15 protein-coding genes are annotated in these 16,591 nt (G+C 66.7%); 3 read left to right on the forward strand and 12 right to left on the reverse strand.

Annotated features, from left to right (window positions below; all coding sequences use genetic code 11):
• Positions 1 to 597: 597 nt before the first annotated feature.
• The 6 genes from BMI01S_RS07330 to BMI01S_RS07355 all read right to left on the reverse strand — a co-directional run bounded on the left by BMI01S_RS07330 (position 598) and on the right by BMI01S_RS07355 (position 6,835).
• Complete coding sequence (locus tag BMI01S_RS07330; protein WP_028211891.1) at positions 598 to 1,686, reverse strand: CobW family GTP-binding protein; 1,089 nt, start codon at positions 1,684 to 1,686, stop codon at positions 598 to 600.
• 257 nt (positions 1,687 to 1,943) lie between these two features.
• Positions 1,944 to 3,146, reverse strand: a complete 1,203-nt coding sequence (locus tag BMI01S_RS07335; RefSeq protein ID WP_028211890.1) for a class I SAM-dependent rRNA methyltransferase — start codon at positions 3,144 to 3,146, stop codon at positions 1,944 to 1,946.
• Between the two features lie 76 nt (positions 3,147 to 3,222).
• Positions 3,223 to 4,161 carry a tyrosine recombinase XerC gene (xerC, locus tag BMI01S_RS07340; protein WP_028211889.1) on the reverse strand — a complete coding sequence of 313 codons (939 nt, stop codon included), beginning with the start codon at positions 4,159 to 4,161 and terminating at the stop codon, positions 3,223 to 3,225.
• A 34-nt stretch (positions 4,162 to 4,195) separates the two neighbouring features.
• The gene (locus BMI01S_RS07345) at positions 4,196 to 4,879 is read right to left on the reverse strand and encodes a DUF484 family protein (RefSeq protein WP_028211888.1); all 684 of its coding nucleotides are present in this window, start codon (positions 4,877 to 4,879) and stop codon (positions 4,196 to 4,198) included.
• Positions 4,880 to 5,010: 131 nt separating this feature from the next.
• The gene (dapF, locus tag BMI01S_RS07350) at positions 5,011 to 5,877 is read right to left on the reverse strand and encodes a diaminopimelate epimerase (protein WP_028211887.1); all 867 of its coding nucleotides are present in this window, start codon (positions 5,875 to 5,877) and stop codon (positions 5,011 to 5,013) included.
• A 70-nt stretch (positions 5,878 to 5,947) separates the two neighbouring features.
• Positions 5,948 to 6,835 (reverse strand): lipid A biosynthesis lauroyl acyltransferase, encoded by an 888-nt coding sequence (locus BMI01S_RS07355; protein ID WP_028211886.1) that lies wholly within the window; start codon positions 6,833 to 6,835, stop codon positions 5,948 to 5,950.
• 273 nt (positions 6,836 to 7,108) lie between these two features.
• Here BMI01S_RS07355 and metK point away from each other — a divergent pair, with 273 nt between their 5' ends.
• Positions 7,109 to 8,296: a methionine adenosyltransferase gene (gene metK, locus BMI01S_RS07360; RefSeq protein ID WP_028211885.1), complete on the forward strand. Its 1,188-nt coding sequence runs from the start codon at positions 7,109 to 7,111 to the stop codon at positions 8,294 to 8,296.
• Positions 8,297 to 8,422: 126 nt separating this feature from the next.
• Here metK and BMI01S_RS07365 read toward each other — a convergent pair whose 3' ends face one another.
• Positions 8,423 to 8,791, reverse strand: a complete 369-nt coding sequence (locus BMI01S_RS07365) for a hypothetical protein (protein WP_028211884.1) — start codon at positions 8,789 to 8,791, stop codon at positions 8,423 to 8,425.
• Between the two features lie 567 nt (positions 8,792 to 9,358).
• On the opposite strand from BMI01S_RS07365, the gene BMI01S_RS07370 reads away from it, so the two are divergent.
• Positions 9,359 to 10,120 carry a phytanoyl-CoA dioxygenase family protein gene (locus BMI01S_RS07370; protein WP_028211883.1) on the forward strand — a complete coding sequence of 254 codons (762 nt, stop codon included), beginning with the start codon at positions 9,359 to 9,361 and terminating at the stop codon, positions 10,118 to 10,120.
• Positions 10,121 to 10,178: 58 nt separating this feature from the next.
• Here the strand turns inward: BMI01S_RS07370 and BMI01S_RS07375 are convergent, their stop codons facing one another.
• The gene (locus BMI01S_RS07375) at positions 10,179 to 10,385 is read right to left on the reverse strand and encodes a DUF3185 family protein (RefSeq protein WP_028211882.1); all 207 of its coding nucleotides are present in this window, start codon (positions 10,383 to 10,385) and stop codon (positions 10,179 to 10,181) included.
• 220 nt (positions 10,386 to 10,605) lie between these two features.
• Between BMI01S_RS07375 and mgrA the strand changes: the two genes are divergently transcribed.
• Positions 10,606 to 11,649: an L-glyceraldehyde 3-phosphate reductase gene (gene mgrA, locus BMI01S_RS07380; RefSeq protein ID WP_028211881.1), complete on the forward strand. Its 1,044-nt coding sequence runs from the start codon at positions 10,606 to 10,608 to the stop codon at positions 11,647 to 11,649.
• A gap of 191 nt (positions 11,650 to 11,840) precedes the next feature.
• On the opposite strand, the gene BMI01S_RS07385 is transcribed toward mgrA, so the two are convergent.
• The 4 genes from BMI01S_RS07385 to BMI01S_RS07400 all read right to left on the reverse strand — a co-directional run bounded on the left by BMI01S_RS07385 (position 11,841) and on the right by BMI01S_RS07400 (position 16,582).
• Positions 11,841 to 12,026 carry a hypothetical protein gene (locus BMI01S_RS07385; RefSeq protein WP_028211880.1) on the reverse strand — a complete coding sequence of 62 codons (186 nt, stop codon included), beginning with the start codon at positions 12,024 to 12,026 and terminating at the stop codon, positions 11,841 to 11,843.
• 332 nt (positions 12,027 to 12,358) lie between these two features.
• Positions 12,359 to 13,600, reverse strand: a complete 1,242-nt coding sequence (locus BMI01S_RS07390; RefSeq protein WP_036018939.1) for an MFS transporter — start codon at positions 13,598 to 13,600, stop codon at positions 12,359 to 12,361.
• A gap of 166 nt (positions 13,601 to 13,766) precedes the next feature.
• Entirely contained in the window at positions 13,767 to 15,326 is a 1,560-nt protein-coding gene (locus BMI01S_RS07395) for an efflux transporter outer membrane subunit (protein ID WP_407668960.1), read from the reverse strand.
• Positions 15,323 to 16,582, reverse strand: coding sequence for an efflux RND transporter periplasmic adaptor subunit (locus BMI01S_RS07400; protein ID WP_042288747.1), 1,260 nt, complete (start codon positions 16,580 to 16,582; stop codon positions 15,323 to 15,325). The genes BMI01S_RS07395 and BMI01S_RS07400 overlap by 4 nt, the downstream gene beginning before the upstream one ends.
• Positions 16,583 to 16,591: the final 9 nt, after the last annotated feature.

Consider the following 16,591-nt stretch of genomic DNA (forward strand, 5'->3'; position numbering starts at 1 on the left):
TCTTCAATGAGTGAGGCAAAACTGGCACATCTTGCCTGCACTTTTGTGTTGCCCGCAGTGGCCGCGGTGGCCCTTTACCACATTCAACCTTTGCCACCTTGCCAGGCGCATTCACCGCGCCGTCATGCGCGCTGGCGGGCACGGACGATGAACTGTCGTGACGCCGAAGCGCCGCTGCGGGGCCGAACTCCTCTGGAAACCGTTCTTCAGATGCTCCTGAGGCATATATCGTACCGACTGCGCGCTGCGACGCGATGCGCTGCCGGTGAAGCGAACCCTCGTCATTCCGGGGCGCCTTCTTCCAGTGGGGCCGTATTGTAACCGAACCGCAAACTCGAACCGCAAGCGGGAAATCCCTGCGGCGGCCGGCCTTTATTCAACGGGTTTGCGAACCGGACGATATCCAGAAAATATAACGCGCCAATCGTGAAAAAGCGATGGTCGGGTACGTTATTTGGCGTGTAAAAGGGGGAGGACCGTGTTGGGAGGCACGCCGGGACTTGGCCGGCGGTCCCGCTGGCGCGCGGAAAGGGCAGACGAAAACGCCCGGCAGCGCTCCGGGCATCTCTCAAAATAGGCGCGAAAGCGGCGAAATCCTCAGGCGAGGCAGGCGTCCAGCCCGTCGGTGATGAGATCCTGCGGCAGTTCGATGCCGATGAACACCATCTTGCTGCCCTTCTTCTCGATCGGCAGCCACTTGGCGGCAAGATCGCTCCCCATCATCTGGTGCACGCCCTGGAACACCACCTTGCGGTCCACGCCCTTCATATAGAGCACGCCCTTATAGCGCAGCAGGCGCTCGCCGTAGATCTGCAGGATGCCGCCGAGGAAGTCCTCGAGGCGGTTCGGGTCGAAGGGGCGGTCGCTGCGGTAGACGAACGACTTGATCTTGTCGTCGTGGTGCGCATGGTGGTGATGGCCGTGCTCGTGGCCTTCGTGGTTGCACTGGCCGTGATCGTGGTCGCAACTGGCGTGATCATGATCATGCGCGTGGGCGTGCGCGTGGTCATGATCGTGGTCGTGCGCATGATCGTCTTCCGCGAGGAAGTCCGGGTCGATCTCGAGCTTGGCATTCAGGTTGAAGCCGCGCAGGTCGAATACTTCCTTGATGTCGGCCTCGCCGAAATTGACCTGGCGGACCTGCGCTCTCGGGTTCATGTGCAGCACGCGGTGACGCAGGTCGGCGAGTTCGTCCTCGTCGACGAGGTCCGCCTTCGTGATGAACAGGCGATCGGCGAAACCCACCTGGCGCTGCACGACTTCGTGTTCGTCGAGCTGACGGTTGCCGTGCTTGGCGTCCACGAGCGTGATGATCGCGTCGAGCAGGAATTCGTCGGCGATCTCGTTATCCATGAAGAACGTCTGCGCAACCGGACCCGGATTCGCGAGACCCGTGGTCTCGATCACCACGCGGTCGAAGTCCAGCTTGCCGTCGCGCTTTTGCTGCGCGAGGTCGCCCAGCACCCGGGCGAGGTCGCCGCGAATCGTGCAGCAGATGCAGCCGTTGCTCATCTGGATGATCTGCTCGTTGCTGTCCTGCACGAGGATCTCGTTGTCGATGTTCTCTTCGCCGAACTCGTTCTCGATCACGGCGATCTTCATGCCGTGCTTCTCGTTCAGGATGCGCTTGAGCAGCGTGGTTTTGCCGCTGCCGAGAAAGCCGGTCAGGATGGTGACGGGGATCATGCTGGTTGCCATGCTGTCTGCCTGGTAGATGTTCGGGTGTCGGTTCAGGCGCGCCGTGCTGAGTTCCGGTGCGCCGAAGCATCGGGCCGTGCGGCGGCGGGGCGCCGGGCCCCGATGCCTTCGAGTGTTACAACATAACTTCGTATTGAATCACATCCGGGCCGCGCTCGCATGCGAGGGCCTGGCACGAGATCGAATCGGGGTTCGAACGGGCGACCGGAAACGCGTGCCGCTGGGAGACTCCAGATAAGGCCGCCTCAGGCGATTTGCAACAACAAGCCCTTCAGATATTCGCCTTCGGGGAACGCCGTGAGCAGCGGGTGATCGACGCCCGCGCCGAGGCGCTTGAGGATGCGCGCGTCGACCTTGGCGTCGGCGGCGGCGCCCGCCACGATCTTCTGGAACAGCGCCGAATCGATCGCGCCCGAGCACGAGTACGTGAACAGCAGGCCGCCCGGACGCAGCAGTTTGAAACCCGTGAGGTTGATGTCCTTGTAGGCGCGCGCGGCGCGGTCCACGTGCTCGCGCGAGGCCGCGAACTTGGGGGGATCGAGCACCACGAGGTCGAAGCGCTCGCCTTCGTCGTAGAGGCGGCGCAGCGTCTTGAAGGCATCGGCGTCGAGCCAGGTGGCGAGCGCCGCGTCGAAGCCGTTCGCCTGAACGTTCTTCTGTGCCGTGGCGAGCGCCTCGCCCGACGAGTCGATCGACACGACGCGCTTCGCGCCCCCCTTCATGGCCGCGAGCGAGAAGCCGCCCGTATAGCAGAAGCAGTTGAGCACCTCGCGCCCGGCAGCGTAGGTCTGCACGAGCGCGCGGTTGTCGCGCTGGTCGACGTAGAAGCCCGTTTTGTGGCCGTTGCGCACGTCCACGTGATAGCGCACGCCGTTCTCGCTCGTGATGATCGTTTCGGGCGGCTCGTCGCCGGCGAGCAGGCCGGTGATCTGTTCGAGCCCTTCCTTTTCGCGGATCGAGACGTCCGAGCGCTCGTACACGTTCGGGCAGCCCGTTGCCGACGTGAGCGCCGCGACGATCGCTTCCTTCCACGCCTCGACGCCCGCGGCCATGAACTGGCACACGATCTGGCTGCGGCCCTCGCCTCCGTCTTCGGTGTATTGGTCGACGACGAGGCCGGGCAGTCCGTCGGCCTCGCCGAAGATGAGGCGCACCGCGCCCGTGCCGCTCACCATCGCGCGGCGATCGGCGACGGCGCGCTGCACGCGGCGCTTGAAGAACGCATGGTCGATCGGCTCGTTCTCGTCGAAGCTCCACACGCGCGCGCGGATCTGCGAATGCGGGCTATACGCGGCGCGCGCGAGAAAACGGCCGTCCGCCGAGCGCACGATGACGGTCGCGCCGGGGGCGGGCTTGCCGTCCACGCGGTCGATCGCGTTGGCGTAGATCCACGGATGGCGGCGCAGCAGGGATTTTTCTTTCGACGGCTTGAGGGTGACGATATTCATGATGGGTTCGATGCTGGGTAACTGCGCGCGCGGCACGCGGCGTTGCCTGTCGCCGACGGGCTCGCGCCGCTGCGCTTCAGTCGCGCTTTTTGGCGCGCGGATGCGCGGTGTCGTAGACCTTCGCGAGATGCTGAAAGTCGAGCGACGTATAGACCTGGGTGGCCGAAATGCTCGCGTGGCCGAGCAGCTCCTGCACGGCGCGCAGATCGCCGCTCGATTGCAGCAGGTGGGTGGCGAACGAGTGCCGCAGCACGTGCGGGTGCACGTTCGCCGGAATGCCCGCCGCGATGGCCGCGCGCTTCACGCGCTCGCGCACCACACCGGGCGCCATGCGGTTGCCGCGCACGGAGAGAAAGAGCGGGGCGTCGTCGTGCTTCACGAACGCGCCGCGGGCCGCGATCCACGCGTCGAGCGCGTCGAGCGCCTTGCGCCCGACCGGCACGGCGCGGTGGCGGTTGCCCTTGCCGTGCACCTCCACTTCGGCGGCGTCGCGCTTGAGCCAGCCCGCCGATTCGTAGCCCTCGCGCTTCACGTAGCGCACGTCGAGCCCGACCAGTTCCGCGAGCCGCAGCCCCGACGAGTAGAACAGTTCGAGCATCGCGCGGTCACGCAGCGCTTCGGGACCGCCTTCCTGCGCACCGGCAATCGCGGGGGCTTCCATGAGTTGCGCGGCGTCGTCCACGGAAAGCGCCTTCGGCAGCGTCTTCGCGCGCTTGGGCGCCCGCACGGCGGCCACCGGATTCGCCTCGAGTTCGACGCGCCCCGCGAGCCAGCGGTAAAAGGCGCGCCACGCCGAGAGCCGGTGCGCGATCGAGCGCGCGGAGAGGCCCCCGGCGTGCGCGCGCGCCACCGCCCCGCGCACCTGCGCGGCCGTGACCGTTTCGAGGGGCTTGCCGTTGGCAAGCTTCACAAGCTCGCCGAGTTCGTGCGTGTAGCCGCGCAGCGTGTGCTCCGAGAGCCGCCGCTCGTGTTCGAGCATCGCGAGGTATTCGGCGATCGGATCGGTGGAGTTCACGGTTGGCGGCTTCGTTCGGGGCGGTCGGTGAGCGTCAGTGGGGCAGCAGGCGCGTAAGCGCCGCGCTCGCGAGTGCGCCGATCTGCGTGAGGAAATCGGTGGCCATGCCTTCGTGGAAGCGGCGCGCGTCGGGCGAGCCCATCACCAGCAGGCCGAAGGCGTTGCCTTCGGGCGCATCGTTCGAGGCTTGCGCGGGCGCGCGCAGCGCGATGATCGCGACCGATTCGGCGGTGCCCTCGCTCGAATCGAGCCATTGCGCGGCCTCGAAGCCCGTGTTCGCGCCGCAGTACGGTGTGTCGAGACTGTTCGCGAAGATCCGCACTTCCTCACCGGTATGGCGCGCGAAATCGGCCTGGCCGTAAGCCTCGGCGACGTCCCACAGGCGCAGGGCGGCCTGCGGCATGTCGAATACGTCGCGCAGGTTCTGCGTGATCGTGCGCGGCAGCGCGTACGGATCGCGCTCGGCGATCATCCGCGTGGTCCAGCGGTTGAACTTCGACGCGATCGAATCGTTCTCGTGCCCGTAGCGCAGCAGCTCCGAAAGACGGCGCTCGAGATGCTTGTTCTTCTCGCGCAGCATCTCCATCTGGCGCTCCTGCAGCGACACGGCAGCCTTGCCGTGCGGATTGCCCAGCTTGATCGACGCGAGCAGTTCGGCATGCTCGACGAAAAAATCGGGGTGGGCGAGCAGGTAGTCGGCAACTTCGCGATCGTTCATGTTGTGGACGCGTTGTAGTTGTGAGGCGCGCGCATCGCATTGGGAGGCGCGCAGTCTGTCATGCAGTCGAGTCGTTGGGGGGCGCGACGTTCTCTCGTCGCGCTGCGCCGCCAGGGTCCAGAGCGCTCGCGCTAGTCGGCCAGCTCGATCTCGCCTTCGAATACCGTCGTGGCCGGCCCCGCCATGGTGAGCGCTGCCGATTCGTCGCGCGCGCCGTCCCAGGCGATGGTCAGCAGGCCGCCGTGCGTATGCACCTTCACGGGCGAGTCGAGCAGCCCGCGGCGAATGCCTGCCGCCACGGCCGCGCAGGCGCCCGTGCCGCACGCGAGCGTTTCGCCCGCGCCGCGCTCGAAAACGCGCAGCTTCACTTCGTTGCGCGAAACGATCTGCATGAAACCGGCATTCACCTTGTTGGGAAAGCGCGCGTGCGTTTCGATGACGGCGCCTTCGGTCTTCACCGGGTACGCCTCGACGTCGTCCACGACCTGCACGGCGTGGGGATTGCCCATCGAGACCACCGACACCCAGCGTCTCGCGCCATTCACGTCGAGCGGCCAGAGCGTGTCGTTGCCTTCGCGGCGGCCTTCGAGGCCGTTGGCGTTGAACGGCACGAGCGCCGGCTCGAACTCGGGGCGGTCCATGTCGACGACGACTTCACCGTTCTCCTGCACGACGAGCGTGATCGTGCCCTTCTGCACTTGCACGCGCACGCGGTTCGAATCGGTGAGCTTGCGCTCGCGCACGAATTTCACGAAGCAGCGCGCGCCGTTGCCACAGTGCTCGACCTCGCCGCCGTCGCAATTGAAGATGCGATAGCGGAAATCCACGCCTTCCACGGTGGGCTTTTCGACGAGCAGCAACTGGTCCGCGCCGATGCCGAAGTGGCGGTCGGCGAGTTCGCGCACGCGCTCCGGCGTGAGCCGGATGTCCTGGCTGTAGCCGTCGAGCACGACGAAGTCGTTGCCCGCGCCATGCATCTTGGTGAATTTGAGTTTCATGCCGGTATTGTAAGCGAGGCGCCGATGAAAACCCGGGCCTCGGCAGTCGTGTTGGGCGCGTGAGCCACCTCTAGGTGTACACGCCCGGCTCGCCGGGCGGCCGCGTCTTGAAGCGCTTGTGCACCCAGTAATACTGCTCGGGAATGCGCGGAATCTGCTCTTCGAGGAATTCGTTCATGCGACGCGCGTCGAGGTCGTCGTCGCCGGTCGGATAGTTTTCCCAAGGTTTGAAGACTTTCAGCCGATAACCCTTGTAATTGGGCAACACCTCACCGATGAACGGCACGACCTGGGCATGACCGACTTTCGCAAGACGCGCCACGGCCGTGAGCGTACACGCGGGCACGCCGAAGAAGGGCACGAACGTGGAGTTGCGCATGCCGTAATCCATGTCCGCGCCGAGCATGACGGGCTTGCGGTCGCGCAGCCAGCGCAGCACGGCGCGCGCGCTGTCCGCGCGGCTCACCATCTCCGCGCCGAAACGGCTGCGGCCCGCCTTGGCCGCGGCTTCGAACTCGGGGTTCGAGAACGGCTGGTAGAGCGAGCCGCACGGCCGGTGCAGCGAGTAGTTGAGGAACATCGAGCCTGCCTCGATGCCCACGAAATGCAGCCCGAGGAACAGCGTGGGCGGCAAGTCGGGATCGGTGAGATCGATCTCGCTGTCGAGTTCGACGATTTTTTCGAGCTTCTTCGCCGAGGCGAACCATTGCACGCTGCGCTCCATGTAGCTGCGAATCGCGTGGCGGAAGTGCAGGCCCGCGACTTCCTCGCGCTTTTCGTCGCTCCATTCTGGGAAGCAAAGGCGCAGGTTGGTATGAACGACGCGCTTGCGGCGGCTCGGGATCTGGTAGAGCAGCCAGCCCAGACCGTCGCCCAGACGCGCGACGAAACCATAGGGCAGGATCGCGAACAGCTTGAGCAAGCCGATGGCGAAACGGGAGCCGAGTTTGCCTAGCATGCGGCGGCTCCGCTGCGAGACTTGCGAAGTGTGGGGAAGGCGACGAACGGCACGCGTGGGTACTCTGCGACAATTTAAGGAAGTCGCTATAATACGGGCTTCGCCGAGTTAATAGACAACTTGCGGGGCGAAGCCGGGTGTCGGTCAAAACCCGTTCAATGAACGGGGCTATGACTGCAGCCGGGCAGCAATTCCGCTAAAGCGTCGCCGCTTCAATGCTCCCGAAGCTGGCTACGTGAAATTCAACCGTCACCAGCTACAGGAGCCTGACACGTGGCAAACGATTATTTCTTCACTTCCGAATCCGTCTCCGAAGGCCATCCCGACAAGGTCGCCGACCAGATCTCGGACGCGATCCTCGACGCCATCCTGACGCAAGACAAGTACTCGCGCGTTGCCGCGGAAACGCTGTGCAACACGGGTCTCGTCGTGCTCGCCGGTGAGATCACCACGACCGCGAACGTCGACTACATCCAGGTCGCGCGCGACACCATCAAGCGCATCGGCTACGACAACACCGACTACGGCATCGACTACCGCGGCTGCGCGGTGCTCGTCGCCTACGACAAGCAGTCGCCGGACATCGCCCAGGGCGTGGACCGCGCACACGACAACAACCTCGACCAGGGCGCCGGCGACCAGGGCCTGATGTTCGGTTATGCGTGCGACGAAACGCCCGAGCTGATGCCGCTGCCGATCCACCTTTCGCACCGTCTGGTCGAGCGCCAGTCGAACCTGCGCCGCGACGGCCGTCTGCCCTGGCTGCGCCCGGACGCGAAGTCGCAGGTCACGATCCGCTACGTCGACGGCAAGCCGCACGCCATCGACACCGTCGTGCTCTCCACGCAGCACTCGCCCGACATCGACCTCGGCACGCTGCGCGAAGCCGTGATCGAAGAGGTCATCAAGCCGGTGCTGCCGTCCGAGCTCATCAAGGGCGAGATCAAGTTCCTCGTGAACCCGACCGGTCGCTTCGTGATCGGCGGCCCGCAGGGCGATTGCGGTCTCACGGGCCGCAAGATCATCGTCGATACGTACGGCGGCGCCGCCCCGCACGGCGGCGGTGCGTTCTCGGGCAAGGACCCGTCGAAGGTCGATCGCTCGGCCGCGTACGCCGGCCGTTACGTCGCGAAGAACATCGTGGCCGCCGGTCTCGCGTCGCGCTGCCTGATCCAGGTCTCGTACGCGATCGGCGTGGCCCAGCCCACCTCGGTCATGGTCAACACGTTCGGCACCGGCAAGGTTTCGGACGCGACCATCACGAAGCTCGTGCGCGAGCACTTCGATCTGCGTCCGAAGGGCATCATCCAGATGCTCGACCTGCTGCGCCCGGTCTACGAGAAGACCGCTGCTTACGGCCACTTCGGCCGCGAAGAGCCGGAATTCTCGTGGGAAGCGACCGACCGCGCGCTCGCGCTGGCCGAAGCCGCCGGCACGGAGCCGGTGAGCGCGGTGGCCTGAGCCTCGCAACCCCGCATCGCGCTGGCTGGCGGCAACGCCCGTGAGCGCGAAGAAAAACCCCGCAGGGCGTAAGCCCTTGCGGGGTTTTTCGTCTGGGCGCCGCGCCGTGCGCGAAACGGGCAGGCTTTAGCGCATCGCGAAGCCGAACCAGCCCGCGCTGGTCGCGCCCATGCGGCGCGGCTTGCGCGAGTTGCGCGCCGTGTGGACCGTGGCGGGCGCGGCGAGCGTGCGCAGCGGCGCATTCGGGCGATAGAGGAGGGTGCGCAGCGAGAAGTGGCGCGTGCCCGCGCGCATGCGCAGCACGGCGAAGAACGAATGGAACCAGGTGCGCATGCTGTCGACGGGCTTTGCCTCGCGCACCGTTGTGCCAAGCGCGCGCGTGCGGGCCGCGTGATGGCGCAGTGCCCGCACGACGTGGCGGCGGGCAGGGCGGGCCGCTTTGAGGACTGTGTGAGCGGCGTGGGTCATGCGTTGGGAATCGAAAAGGGTATGCATGGCGGTTGCGAAATCGGTTCGAAGTGCGCCTTGCGCGACGCTGAACAAAGAGCAGTAAACGTGCCTGTCTGCCAGGGCGTCACGATATGGGTGGACAGGAAACGGGCCGCAGGACGCAGCGCGGGACGCGACGTGACGGATTCTTCTCTTTGAGCGCCTTGTGGGACAAGGGGTTCACGGCGATCCGTCCGCGCGCTGATAGTTGGGCGAATGGCAACAACATGCGCGAAAGGCTACACGCGAATCGTGACGTCAAAAAGTCGGTTAATACCCGCCCCCGCGCGTCTTTGATGCAGACGATCGCACCCTTTGTCCTCATGGCGGTGCGTGCGCGCCATTCGCGTGCGCAGTGAGACGCGCAGTGAGACGCGCAGTGAGACGCGCAGTGAGACGTCGCCGCATGGAGCCACCGTGCGCGGCGGCGTGGCGCTTCCCCCCGTGCCGCCACGCTTTACAATCGATACGTCGGCAGGACGCCGCGGCGGTGTCATCGAAGGTCGCGACGCACAGCGCTACGAACACAGGCTGCGGCCCTTGCCCGGATCGAGATCGCATAACGGAAGTCCCATGTCAGTCCATTCAAAGAAAGAACAGGTGCAGGCGCTACGCGAACGCGGCTTCGTGGTCGTGCCGGGGCTCGTCTCACCCGAGCGCTGCGAGGCGATCAAGCGGGTGGGCGAGGAGCAGTTGCACGCGGCTGCCGCGCCGCTCGAATTCGAAGCCGATTTGCGCTATCCCGGCGCGCCCGAGTCGAAGGAGGCACCCGGAGGCCATACGGTGCGGCGCCTGCTCGACGCCTACTCGCGCCATGCCCTGTTTCGCGAATGGGCGACGTCGCCGGAAATCGCGGGATGGATGGAGCTGTATTTCGGCGAGGAGCCGGTCCTTTCGCGCGCGCATCATAACTGCATGATGACGAAGCACCCGCACTACGGCAGTCTCACGGGCTGGCATCGCGACGTGCGCTACTGGTCGTTCGAGCGCGACGACCTCGTGTCGGTCTGGCTCGCGCTCGGACCGGAGACGATGGAAAACGGCGGACTGTGGTTCGTGCCCGGTTCTCACGAAGCGCCGTTCACGTCGGAATGCTTCGACGCCGCGAAGTTCTTCCGCGCGGACCTGCCGCAGAACAAGGCGTGGATCGACCGCGCCATCTCACCGACGCTCGCCGCCGGCGACGTCGTGTTCTTCCACTGCAACACGCTGCATTCGGCGGGGCAGAACCAGAGTGACAGGGTGAAGTTTTCGCTCGTGTACACCTATCACGGCGCGAGCAATGTGCCGCTGCCGGGCACGCGGTCGGCGTCGAAGCCCGAAGTGAAGCTCTGAGTCGAAGCGGGGTTGGCCGCGCGCCGGGCGGCTTGCTAGTGCGCGGCTGCGTGAAGGCCTAGCGCCGCCGCCCCGACATCGCAAGCCCGGTGATGCCCGCGAGCGTCGCGGCCACGCCGCCTCCGATCAGCAGGATCGTGCGGTTCGTGGGCGCGCCGGTGAAGAGGCGCGACATGTCGTTCGCGAATGAATGAAGCGACTGGCCGCCGAAGTACAGCAGGACGACGCCGCAGGCGATGAGCGCGATCGAAACCGCTTTGGCCATGAGCAACCTCTCGCAAAGGATGGACGTCGCAGTGTAGGCGAGCGGCCGCAGCGCGTCCAGGATGTGTGTCTTCTTCCCGCGGCACGCGACTTGCCACAGCATTTCCCGCATAGTGGGCATCTGCGCTAGCCGAGCGGATTGGCTAACATAGCTGCCTCGCCGGGGGCGGCGCGCCGCGCGCCCCTTCGCTTACTACCCGTTTTTGCCGAGGATCCAGACCATGGCCTACGAAGCAGCCTCAGAACGCTATTCGGAAATGCAGTACCGCTTTTGCGGCAAATCGGGGCTCAAGCTGCCCGCGCTCTCGCTCGGTCTGTGGCACAACTTCGGCGACACCACGCCGATCTCGACCCAGCGCGACATCCTGCGCACCGCGTTCGATCTCGGCATCACGCACTTCGACCTCGCGAACAATTACGGGCCGCCGTACGGCAGCGCCGAGACCAATTTCGGCCGCATTTTCAAGGACGATTTCCGTCCGTACCGCGACGAACTGCTGATCTCCTCGAAGGCCGGCTGGGACATGTGGCCGGGCCCGTATGGCCAGGGCGGCGGCTCGCGAAAGTATGTGCTCGCGAGCCTCGACCAGAGTCTGCAGCGCATGGGTCTCGATTACGTCGACATCTTCTATTCGCACCGCTTCGACGTGGATACGCCGCTCGAGGAAACGGCGGGCGCGCTCGCCACGGCCGTGCAGCAGGGCAAGGCGCTCTACGTGGGCATCTCGTCGTATTCGCCCGGGAAGACGCGCGAAATGGCCGCGCTGCTCGCCGAGCACAAAGTGCCGCTGCTCATTCACCAGCCGTCGTACAACATGCTCAATCGCTGGGTCGAGGAGGAACTGCTCGACACGCTCGACGACCTCGGCACGGGCAGCATTGCGTTCACGCCGCTCGCGCAGGGCGTGCTCACGAACAAGTACCTGAACGGCGTGCCCGAGGATGCGCGCGTGAACCGTCCGGGCGGCGGCTCGCTCAAGAGCGAGCACCTGAGCGCGACGAACCTCGAGCACGTGCGCAAGCTCAACGACCTCGCACTGCGCCGCGGCCAGAGCCTCGCGCAGATGGCGATCGCCTGGACGCTGCGCGGCGGCCGCGTGACCTCGGCGCTGATCGGCGCGAGCCGTGCGGAGCAGGTGCGCGAGAACGTCGCCGCGCTGAAGAACCTCGAGTTCTCGAAGGAAGAGCTCGCGGAGATCGACCGCTATGCGACCGAAGGCGGCGTGAATCTGTGGGAGAAGCCGTCTACGGATCAGGCCATCTGAGCGGAGTGCTTCTGTCTCGCGCACGACCCGATCGAGCGACGAAACCGCCTCCTTGCGAGGCGGTTTTTTTTCCTCGTCCAACACGACGCCTGGTACTTCCTTTGCCGCGCGCCGAAACGCCAGGACGCCGCTTCGCGCCGGCGGCTCGCCAGCCGCGGCGCGTGTCGAACGGAAGGTGCGAAGAAAATCCGCTACATCAGCGCAGGCAGCGTCTCGACGAGCGCCACTGCAGCGAGCACACCGAGCAGCGCGCCGATCACGCGCAGCGTGTTGTGTCTGAACTCCGTCGCGCACGGCACCGCGCCAAGAAAGAGCGCGCCAGCGAGGGCCATCGGGATGATCATCACGAAATCGCCGATCGTGAAATAACCTTCCATGCTCGTCTCCTTTTCGACAAGAGTTAGCGCTATAGCGCTTAGTCTGGTCCCATGCAGAGCTATCGTAGGTGCGACAAAGGCTCGCAATGGTTGTCGTCCGGGTCGTCATGCGGACGGCATGCGCTGCGGCCTCGGGCCTCAAATCGAGTATAGGTGAGGACGGCGAGCCAGGCGGCGCGCGCATGGGCCGCCTGGCTGCCCCGTGAGGCGCGTGCCCCGCCGCCAAGGCCCGCCTGAGGCGGCGCCCCGTAGCGCTGCCATGCACGCAGCGCTCGAAGCGCGAGTTGTCTGAATATTACGGATGCCTTTCGAGTGCGGTGGCGCACGCCCCTTCAGGCCGCTCCGGCGCGCTCGCGCGCGCGCAGCTTCATCGCAAGCGCAAGCCCCGCGACCAGCAGAACGATCACGAGCCCGGCCACCCCGCCCCAGCCGGCCGCGGCCCAGAAATGACCGCCGATCGACCCCATCACACTCGAGCCGAGGTAATAGGCGAGCAGGTAGACCGCGGCGGCCTGGCCCTTCGCTTCGCGCGCGAGCCGGCCTACCCAGCCGCTCGCCACCGCGTGGCCCGCGAAAAAGCCGATGGTGAGGCAGGCGATCCCTGCGGCAATGGCGGTGAGCGGCGCGAACAGCGTGAGCACCACGCCCGTGAGCATCACCGCGAGACTCGCGATCAGCACGCGGCCGCGCCCGAAAGTGTCGGCCATGCGGCCCGACCACGGCGAGGCGACCACGCCTGTCAGATAGACGAGAAAAATCGCGCCGATGGCTGCCTGGCTCATGTGATAAGGCGGGGCAATCAGCCGGTAGCCGATGTAGTTATAGAGTGTCACGAAGCTGCCCATGAGCACGAATCCCATGGCGAACAGCATGGGCAGGCCCGGCCGCGCGAAGTGGCGCAGCAGCGCCGCGCGGTGATGCGCGAAGCCTAGGCCGCGCTTGGGCATGAAGTGGCGCGAGGGCGGCAGGAGCGAGCGGAACGCGAGGGTGGAGAGCAGCCCGAGCACGCCGATCACGGCGACCGCCGCGCGCCAGCCGAACAGATCCGTGAGGATCCCCGTGATCACGCGCCCCGCCATGCCGCCAATGGCCGTGCCGCCCACATAGAGGCCCATCGAAAGGCCGAGCCCGTCCGGATGCATTTCCTCGGCGAGCCAGGCCATCGCCACCGCCGGCACGCCGCCAAGCGCGATGCCTTCGAGCGTGCGCAGCACGAGCAACTGATGCCAGTGCGGCACGAAGGCCGAGGCGAGCGTGAGCAGCGACGAGGCGCACAGCGAGGCGGTCATCATGCCGCGCCGGCTCCAGCCTTCGGAGACGAAACCCGCGACGAAAATCGCGATGGCGAGCGCGGCCGTGGTGAACGAGAGGGAGAGGCTGCTCTGCGCGGGGCTTACGCCGAACGTCTCGGAGAACGCGGGCAGGAGCGGCTGCACGCAGTAGAGAAGCGAAAACGTGGCGTAGCCCGCGAAGAGCAGTGCGAGGCTCGCGCGCCAGAATTCGCGGGTGCCTCGTTCGATATACGGAACGGCGGCGCGCGCGCCATTGCGCGTGGTGGCCGATGTTGCAGTCACGACGACGACTCCTGTCGATGCGGAGCGAACGCTTCAGCGCTAGCTCCGGTCCCACGCAAGGCGCGGATAGTGCAAAGGCGCAACGATACCCCTGATACGTGATGTGTGTCGGTGAGGGCTGCACGAGCGAGGCAAGCCGCGCTCGCGTCGAGGTAGACGCGGCCGATCAACCCGGCGCGGGCGAGGCAGCCGACTGCGCGCCGCGAGCGGCGCCCGGCGCGCTGGCGGCGCTCGCGGGCTGCGCCTTCTGCGCATTCTGCGGATGGAGGAGCGCGGCATTGCCGGGCAAATCGGCCGCGGTCCAGCCGCCGCCCAGCGCCTTCACGAGCGCGACGCTCGCCGCCATGCGCCGCCGCGAAATCGCCACGGCCTGGCGCTCGTTGGTGAGCGCCGTGGTTTGCGCGACCACGACGTCGAGGTAGGTGATCGCGCCGCTGCGGTAGCGATTGCTGATGGTCGCGAGCGTGCGCTGTGCGGCCTCCACCGCGCGGTCCTGGGCGGCCGCCTCCTGCTCCAGCACGCGCAGCGCGGCGAGGTTGTCCTCGACCTCGCCGAAGGCGTCGAGCACGGTCTCCCGGTACTGCGCGACGCTCGCGTCGTATTGGGCGCGCGCCTCGTCGCGCACCGACTCGCGGCCGCCGAAATCGAGCAGCGTGCCCGCAAGCGTCGGCCCCAGCGACCAGAAGCGTGCGGGCGCAACGAGCCATTGGCTGAAGTTGGTCGCCTCGAGTCCGCCCGTCACCGCGAGCATGAGGCTCGGGAAAAACGCCGCCGTCGCCACGCCCACCTGCGCGTTCGCTGCCGCAATGCGCCGCTCGGCGGCTGCGATGTCGGGACGCCGCTCCAGCAAGGTCGAGGGAAGGCCCGGCGGGCTCGCGATCGCGCGCACCGTGTAGACCGCTTTCGGTGCGACCGGCAGCGAGAACGTCGACGGCGACTGCCCGACGAGGATCGCAATCGCATGCTCGAGCTGTGCGCGCTGCACGCCGAGATCGATGGCCTGCGCCTCGGTGGTCTGCAGTTGCGTTTGCGCCTGGCCCACGTCGGCGTCGGTCGCGATGCCCCCCGCGTAGCGGTTCTGCGTGAGTTCGAGCGACTCGCGGTACGCCTTGATCGTGTCGTCGAGCAACTGGCGTTCGCGGTCGATGCCGCGCAGCTCGAAGTAGTCGGTCGCGAGTTCGGCCTGCATGGAGAGCAGCACGGCCTGCATGTCGGCGGCGCTCGCCTGCGCGTTGGCCCGGGCGGCCTCGACGTTGCGCGCGACGCGGCCCCAGATGTCCGGCTCCCATGTCGCGTCGATGCGCAGAGAGTAATCGTTGATCGTGCGTCCCGCTTTCGACGTGAATGCGAGGTTTTCGGAGGTGCGGTAGCGCGAGAAGTCGCCGCTCGCCGTCACGAGCGGAAAGAAGCCCGAGCGCTGCTGCGCGACGTTCGCGCGCGCCGCGCGAAAGTGCGCCTGAGCAGCCTGCACGTTCTGGTTCGCGCCTTCGACCTGGGTCACGAGCGCGTCGAGCGTCGCGTCCTCGTAGATCGTCCACCACGCGCCGCGCGGTGCGTTGTCGGCGGGCTGTGCGATCGTCCAGCCCGTGCCCTCGAGTTCCTTGAATGTCGCGGCCACCGGCATCGCAGGGCGCACGTAGTCGGGCCCGACCGTGCAGCCGCCCAGCGCTGCTAACGCGGCGAGCGCGGTGAACGCGAGAAGTCGGGCGCGGGCGGCCGTCATCATTCACCCTGCGCCTGTGCGCTTGTACCGTGCGCGCCATGCGCGCCGCTCGCACCATGCGCCGCACCGGCCTCATGCGCGCCGCGCGGCTGCACGATGCGCACCGGCGTGCCTTCCACGATCGCGTCCTGCGGATTGATGATCACGCGCTCGTCGCCAGAGAGGCCCGCTACCACCGCGACGCGCGTGCCGAAATCGGTGCCGAGCGTGACCTTCACGAGCTTCACGCGGTCTTGCCCATCGACGGTCGCCACCACGACGCCATCGGGGCGGAACAGGAAGGTGTTGCCGGGCAACGTGATCGGCGTGGCCGAGCCGTCGAGCGCGAAATGCACCTGCGCGTACGCGCCGGGCAGCAACTCGCCGCTGCGGTTGTCGACATCGACTTCGACGAGCATCGTCCGCTGCTGCTGATCGACCGCGCCCGCCGTGCGCGCGACGACGCCCGCAAAGCGCTTGCCCTGCGCTTCATTGAGCGTGAGATACGCGTGCTGCTGCACGCGGATCTGCTGCGCGTAAGCCTGCGGCACGTTGGCGTAGACACGCAGCCGGTCGGCCTGCGCGAGATGGAACAACTCCTTTTGCGAGGTGCCGCCATTGCCTGCGTCGATGAGCGCGCCGACGTCCACGTTGCGCGCCGTGACGATGCCGTCAAACGGTGCCGTCACGCGCTCGTACGACTGCAGTTGCGAGAGCCGCGAGACGTTGAAGCGCGCGGATTCGAGCGTCGCCTTCTTCGCGAGCATGTCGCCGACTTTTTCGTCAGCGTCCTGTTTCGCCACGGAGCGCGTTTGCAGCATCTGCGTCCAGCGGTCGGCCGTCGTTTTGGCGAGCGCGTAGTTCGCTTCGGCGTTGGCGAGGTCGGCGCGCGCGGCGCGTAGCTGGTCGTCCACTTCGGGCGCGTCGATTTCGGCGAGGAGCTGGCCTGCCTTCACGTGCGCGCCGATGTCGAAGTACCACTTGCGCAGATAGCCGCTGGTGCGCGCGTAGATCGGCGTGTCGAGAAACGCCTGCACGTTGCCGGGCAGCACGAGGTCGAGCGCGCGCGCCGAGCGCTGCGGCGTGACCACCTGCACGGCGAGCGTGCTGGCGGTCTTCGCGTCGCGTTCGAGTGCGGCATGCGCGCTATGGCGCGACCAGATGCCCTGCGCCGCGAGCCCCAGCACGACGAGCGCGGCGAGCACGAGGGGCCAGCGGCGCGATCGGCGTGGGGCCGGGTGCGGCTCGTGCGGCGAAGGCGTTTGCGAATGATTCGTCATGAGAGGGTA

Source organism: Paraburkholderia mimosarum LMG 23256 = NBRC 106338 (assembly GCF_000739815.1).
Taxonomy (GTDB): Bacteria; Pseudomonadota; Gammaproteobacteria; order Burkholderiales; family Burkholderiaceae; genus Paraburkholderia; species Paraburkholderia mimosarum.

Excerpts from the sequence above, each read along its gene's own strand:
- BMI01S_RS07330 (WP_028211891.1), bottom strand. The coding sequence starts at position 1,686 with ATGATCCCCGTCACCATCCTGACCGGCTTTCTCGGCAGCGGCAAAACC.
- BMI01S_RS07335 (WP_028211890.1), bottom strand. The coding sequence starts at position 3,146 with ATGAATATCGTCACCCTCAAGCCGTCGAAAGAAAAATCCCTGCTGCGC.
- BMI01S_RS07345 (WP_028211888.1), bottom strand. The coding sequence starts at position 4,879 with ATGAACGATCGCGAAGTTGCCGACTACCTGCTCGCCCACCCCGATTTT.
- dapF (WP_028211887.1), bottom strand. The coding sequence starts at position 5,877 with ATGAAACTCAAATTCACCAAGATGCATGGCGCGGGCAACGACTTCGTC.
- BMI01S_RS07355 (WP_028211886.1), bottom strand. The coding sequence starts at position 6,835 with ATGCTAGGCAAACTCGGCTCCCGTTTCGCCATCGGCTTGCTCAAGCTG.
- BMI01S_RS07365 (WP_028211884.1), bottom strand. The coding sequence starts at position 8,791 with ATGCATACCCTTTTCGATTCCCAACGCATGACCCACGCCGCTCACACA.
- BMI01S_RS07370 (WP_028211883.1), top strand. The coding sequence starts at position 9,359 with ATGTCAGTCCATTCAAAGAAAGAACAGGTGCAGGCGCTACGCGAACGC.
- BMI01S_RS07375 (WP_028211882.1), bottom strand. The coding sequence starts at position 10,385 with ATGGCCAAAGCGGTTTCGATCGCGCTCATCGCCTGCGGCGTCGTCCTG.
- mgrA (WP_028211881.1), top strand. The coding sequence starts at position 10,606 with ATGGCCTACGAAGCAGCCTCAGAACGCTATTCGGAAATGCAGTACCGC.
- BMI01S_RS07385 (WP_028211880.1), bottom strand. The coding sequence starts at position 12,026 with ATGGAAGGTTATTTCACGATCGGCGATTTCGTGATGATCATCCCGATG.
- BMI01S_RS07395 (WP_407668960.1), bottom strand. The coding sequence starts at position 15,326 with ATGATGACGGCCGCCCGCGCCCGACTTCTCGCGTTCACCGCGCTCGCC.
- BMI01S_RS07400 (WP_042288747.1), bottom strand. The coding sequence starts at position 16,582 with ATGACGAATCATTCGCAAACGCCTTCGCCGCACGAGCCGCACCCGGCC.